The 5,253-nt window shown below is 49.4% G+C and carries 2 tRNA genes and 2 rRNA genes; all 4 read right to left on the bottom strand.

Annotation, left to right across the window (positions count from 1 at the left end):
• Positions 1 to 11 precede the first annotated feature (11 nt).
• The 4 genes from MMP60_RS15790 to MMP60_RS15775 all read right to left on the bottom strand — a co-directional run bounded on the left by MMP60_RS15790 (position 12) and on the right by MMP60_RS15775 (position 5,036).
• A 23S ribosomal RNA gene (locus MMP60_RS15790) occupies positions 12 to 2,904 on the bottom strand.
• Between the two features lie 327 nt (positions 2,905 to 3,231).
• A tRNA-Ala gene (locus MMP60_RS15785) sits at positions 3,232 to 3,307 on the bottom strand.
• A gap of 55 nt (positions 3,308 to 3,362) precedes the next feature.
• Positions 3,363 to 3,439, bottom strand: a tRNA-Ile gene (locus MMP60_RS15780).
• A 59-nt stretch (positions 3,440 to 3,498) separates the two neighbouring features.
• A 16S ribosomal RNA gene (locus MMP60_RS15775) occupies positions 3,499 to 5,036 on the bottom strand.
• Together the 16S and 23S rRNA genes with 2 tRNA genes alongside form the textbook arrangement of a ribosomal RNA operon.
• Between the last annotated feature and the right edge of the window lie 217 nt (positions 5,037 to 5,253).

Below are 5,253 nucleotides of genomic sequence, written 5' to 3'. Positions count from 1 at the left end.
TTGGGTGTTGTATAGTCAAGCCTCACGAGCAATTAGTATTGGTCAGCTTCACACGTCACCGTGCTTCCACACCCAACCTATCAACGTCCTAGTCTCGAACGGCTCTTTAGAGGAATAAATTCCTAGGGAAATCTTATCTTGAGGTAGGCTTCCCGCTTAGATGCTTTCAGCGGTTATCCCTTCCGAACATAGCTACCCGGCGATGCGACTGGCGTCACAACCGGTACACCAGAGGTTCGTCCACTCTGGTCCTCTCGTACTAGGAGCAGATCCTCTCAAATTTCCAGCGCCCACGGTAGATAGGGACCGAACTGTCTCACGACGTTCTAAACCCAGCTCGCGTACCTCTTTAAATGGCGAACAGCCATACCCTTGGGACCTGCTTCAGCCCCAGGATGAGATGAGCCGACATCGAGGTGCCAAACACCGCCGTCGATATGAACTCTTGGGCGGTATCAGCCTGTTATCCCCAGAGTACCTTTTATCCGTTGAGCGATGGCCCTTCCATACAGAACCACCGGATCACTAAGACCTACTTTCGTACCTGCTCGACTTGTGGGTCTCGCAGTTAAGCGCGCTTTTGCCTTTATACTCTACGCGTGATTTCCGACCACGCTGAGCGCACCTTCGTACTCCTCCGTTACTCTTTAGGAGGAGACCGCCCCAGTCAAACTACCCACCAGACATGGTCCTCGCCCCGGATTACGGGGCAGAGTTAGAACCTCAACATTACCAGGGTGGTATTTCAAGGACGGCTCCATTGGAACTAGCGTTCCAACTTCAAAGCCTCCCACCTATCCTACACAAGTAAGGTCAAAGTTCAATGTCAAGCTGCAGTAAAGGTTCACGGGGTCTTTCCGTCTAGCCGCGGGTACACCGCATCTTCACGGCGAATTCGATTTCACTGAGCCTCTGCTGGAGACAGCGCCGCCATCATTATGCCATTCGTGCAGGTCGGAACTTACCCGACAAGGAATTTCGCTACCTTAGGACCGTTATAGTTACGGCCGCCGTTTACTGGGGCTTCGATCAAGAGCTTCGCTTACGCTAACCCCATCAATTAACCTTCCAGCACCGGGCAGGCATCACACCCTATACGTCCACTTTCGTGTTTGCAGAGTGCTATGTTTTTAATAAACAGTTGCAGCGGCCTGGTTTCTGTGGCTGCCAATAGCTCAAGGAGCAAGTCCTATTACCGTCAGCAGCGTACCTTCTCCCGAAGTTACGGTACCATTTTGCCTAGTTCCTTCAGCAGAGTTCTCTCAAGCGCTTTGGTCTACTCGACCTGACCACCTGTGTCGGTTTCGGGTACGATTCCTGTGTAACTGAAGCTTAGAGACTTTTCCTGGAAGCATGGTATCAGCCACTTCACTGTACAAGTACAGCTTGCTATCAGTTCTCAGCATAGAGCACCCCGGATTTGCCTAAGATGCATGCCTACAACCTTCCACCTGGACAACCAACGCCAGGCTGACTTAACCTTCTCCGTCCTCTCATCGCATTACACAGAAGTATTGGAATATTAACCAATTTCCCATCGACTACGCCTCTCGGCCTCGCCTTAGGGGTCGACTCACCCAGCCCCGATTAACGTTGGACTGGAACCCTTGGTCTTTCAGCGAACGGGTTTTTCACCCGTTTTGTCGTTACTCACGTCAGCATTCGCACTTCTGATACCTCCAGCATACTTCTCAATACACCTTCATCGGCTTACAGAACGCTCCCCTACCACTTACGCTAATGCGTAAATCCGCAGCTTCGGCACATAGTTTTAGCCCCGTTACATCTTCCGCGCAGGCCGACTCGACTAGTGAGCTATTACGCTTTCTTTAAAGGGTGGCTGCTTCTAAGCCAACCTCCTAGCTGTCTATGCCTTCCCACATCGTTTCCCACTTAACTATGATTTTGGGGCCTTAGCTGGCGGTCTGGATTGTTTTCCTCTTGACTACGGACGTTAGCACCCGCAGTCTGTCTCCCGGATAGTACTCATTGGTATTCGGAGTTTGCATCGGTTTGGTAAGTCGGGATGACCCCCTAGCCGAAACAGTGCTCTACCCCCAATGGTATTCGTCCGAGGCGCTACCTAAATAGCTTTCGGGGAGAACCAGCTATCACCAGGCTTGATTAGCCTTTCACCCCTATCCACAAGTCATCCCCTGGCTTTTCAACGACAGTGGGTTCGGTCCTCCAGTTAGTGTTACCCAACCTTCAACCTGCTCATGGATAGATCGCCTGGTTTCGGGTCTACACCCAGCAACTAAACGCCCTATTAAGACTCGATTTCTCTACGGCTCCCCTATTCGGTTAACCTTGCTACTGAATGTAAGTCGCTGACCCATTATACAAAAGGTACGCAGTCACCGAACAAGTCGGCTCCCACTGCTTGTATGCATGCGGTTTCAGGATCTATTTCACTCCCCTCACAGGGGTTCTTTTCGCCTTTCCCTCACGGTACTGGTTCACTATCGGTCAGTCAGGAGTATTTAGCCTTGGAGGATGGTCCCCCCATATTCAGACAAGGTTTCACGTGCCTCGCCCTACTCGTCATCATTGTGTGTGCCCTTTCGTGTACGGGAATATCACCCTCTACGTTCGCACTTCCCAGAGCGTTCCACTAGAACACACACAACTTAATGGGCTGCTCCCCGTTCGCTCGCCGCTACTAAGGGAATCTCAATTGATTTCTTTTCCTAAGGGTACTGAGATGTTTCACTTCCCCTCGTTCGCTTCATAAGCCTATGTATTCAGCTTATGATACCTACCTTATAGTAGGTGGGTTCCCCCATTCAGAAATCTCCGGATCATAGGATATTTGCCGCCTCCCCGGAGCTTTTCGCAGGCTATTACGTCTTTCATCGCCTCTGACTGCCAAGGCATCCACCACATGCACTTAATTACTTGACTATACAACCCCAAACAGTCGCTAACACATACAAGTGAGTGTTATCGTTGCAAACTTAATTGCTACTGGTTTGTTGTCTGTGAACTTAATCACCATACAGCTTCAATCTAAATTCATATACCAAAACGCTTGATTCAGTTAATTTGCTAGTTCTCATCTTGTTCTTTCGAACAAATGAGTGAACAATTTATTTCAGACTCAATTTTCTAATCTGTTAATGATTAACTACCACCTCGTCGGTGCGTAGTAAACTGTGATAAATCACAGAAGTTAATAAGCTATCTACTTACTAAATTCTGTAATCTTTAGCTCGTACTCCGTAAAGTACATGGTGGAGACTAGGAGAGTCGAACTCCTGACCTCCTGCGTGCAAAGCAGGCGCTCTACCAACTAAGCTAAGTCCCCAGCTTATCACTTAATGAACGACGTATCTTTTAATCTAAGCTACTGCAATCAGATTTGGTGGGTCTGACAAGACTTGAACTTGTGACCCCACGCTTATCAAGCGTGTGCTCTAACCAACTGAGCTACAGACCCTCAGATACATCTTCGAAGAACAACTTGTTGTGGATTCTTACCGATCGTCAATCTTTCGTTAAGGAGGTGATCCAGCCGCAGGTTCCCCTACGGCTACCTTGTTACGACTTCACCCCAGTCATCGGCCACACCGTGGTAAGCGTCCTCCTTGCGGTTAGACTACCTACTTCTGGTGCAACAAACTCCCATGGTGTGACGGGCGGTGTGTACAAGGCCCGGGAACGTATTCACCGCGGCATTCTGATCCGCGATTACTAGCGATTCCGACTTCATGGAGTCGAGTTGCAGACTCCAATCCGGACTACGATCGGCTTTTTGAGATTAGCATCCTATCACTAGGTAGCAACCCTTTGTACCGACCATTGTAGCACGTGTGTAGCCCTGGCCGTAAGGGCCATGATGACTTGACGTCGTCCCCGCCTTCCTCCAGTTTGTCACTGGCAGTATCCTTAAAGTTCCCGACATTACTCGCTGGCAAATAAGGAAAAGGGTTGCGCTCGTTGCGGGACTTAACCCAACATCTCACGACACGAGCTGACGACAGCCATGCAGCACCTGTATCTAGATTCCCGAAGGCACCAATCCATCTCTGGAAAGTTTCTAGTATGTCAAGGCCAGGTAAGGTTCTTCGCGTTGCATCGAATTAAACCACATGCTCCACCGCTTGTGCGGGCCCCCGTCAATTCATTTGAGTTTTAGTCTTGCGACCGTACTCCCCAGGCGGTCTACTTATCGCGTTAGCTGCGCCACTAAAGCCTCAAAGGCCCCAACGGCTAGTAGACATCGTTTACGGCATGGACTACCAGGGTATCTAATCCTGTTTGCTCCCCATGCTTTCGTACCTCAGCGTCAGTATTAGGCCAGATGGCTGCCTTCGCCATCGGTATTCCTCCAGATCTCTACGCATTTCACCGCTACACCTGGAATTCTACCATCCTCTCCCATACTCTAGCTGACCAGTATCGAATGCAATTCCTAAGTTAAGCTCAGGGATTTCACATCCGACTTAATCAGCCGCCTACGCACGCTTTACGCCCAGTAAATCCGATTAACGCTCGCACCCTCTGTATTACCGCGGCTGCTGGCACAGAGTTAGCCGGTGCTTATTCTGCGAGTAACGTCCACTATCCTAGAGTATTAATCCAGGTAGCCTCCTCCTCGCTTAAAGTGCTTTACAACCAAAAGGCCTTCTTCACACACGCGGCATGGCTGGATCAGGCTTCCGCCCATTGTCCAATATTCCCCACTGCTGCCTCCCGTAGGAGTCTGGGCCGTGTCTCAGTCCCAGTGTGGCGGATCATCCTCTCAGACCCGCTACAGATCGTCGCCTTGGTAGGCCTTTACCCCACCAACTAGCTAATCCGACTTAGGCTCATCTATTAGCGCAAGGTCCGAAGATCCCCTGCTTTCCCCCGTAGGGCGTATGCGGTATTAGCATTCCTTTCGGAATGTTGTCCCCCACTAATAGGCAGATTCCTAAGCATTACTCACCCGTCCGCCGCTAAGATAAGGTGCAAGCACCTCATCTCCGCTCGACTTGCATGTGTTAAGCCTGCCGCCAGCGTTCAATCTGAGCCATGATCAAACTCTTCAGTTTAAAATCATTTGTACTTTACTAAAAGTACTAAATCTGGCTCATCAATTTTCTGACTAAAAATTCGCTCAAATAAACTTCGAGAAATTTCTACCATTCAATCAATGAAATATTTTCGATCGATCAATCAGTAAAAATCCACACAAGTTGTTCTTCTATTCTCTTAATGATCTTCTCGATGATTCGTCATCATCAAGCTAGGTCGGCTATGTTACTCTAA

Origin of the sequence: Acinetobacter sp. ANC 4805, from assembly GCF_022549495.1 — a bacterium.
Lineage (GTDB): Bacteria > Pseudomonadota > Gammaproteobacteria > Pseudomonadales > Moraxellaceae > Acinetobacter.
The sequence above is the reverse complement of the archived record's forward strand: the minus strand, read 5'-3'. Positions and strand labels throughout refer to the sequence as shown.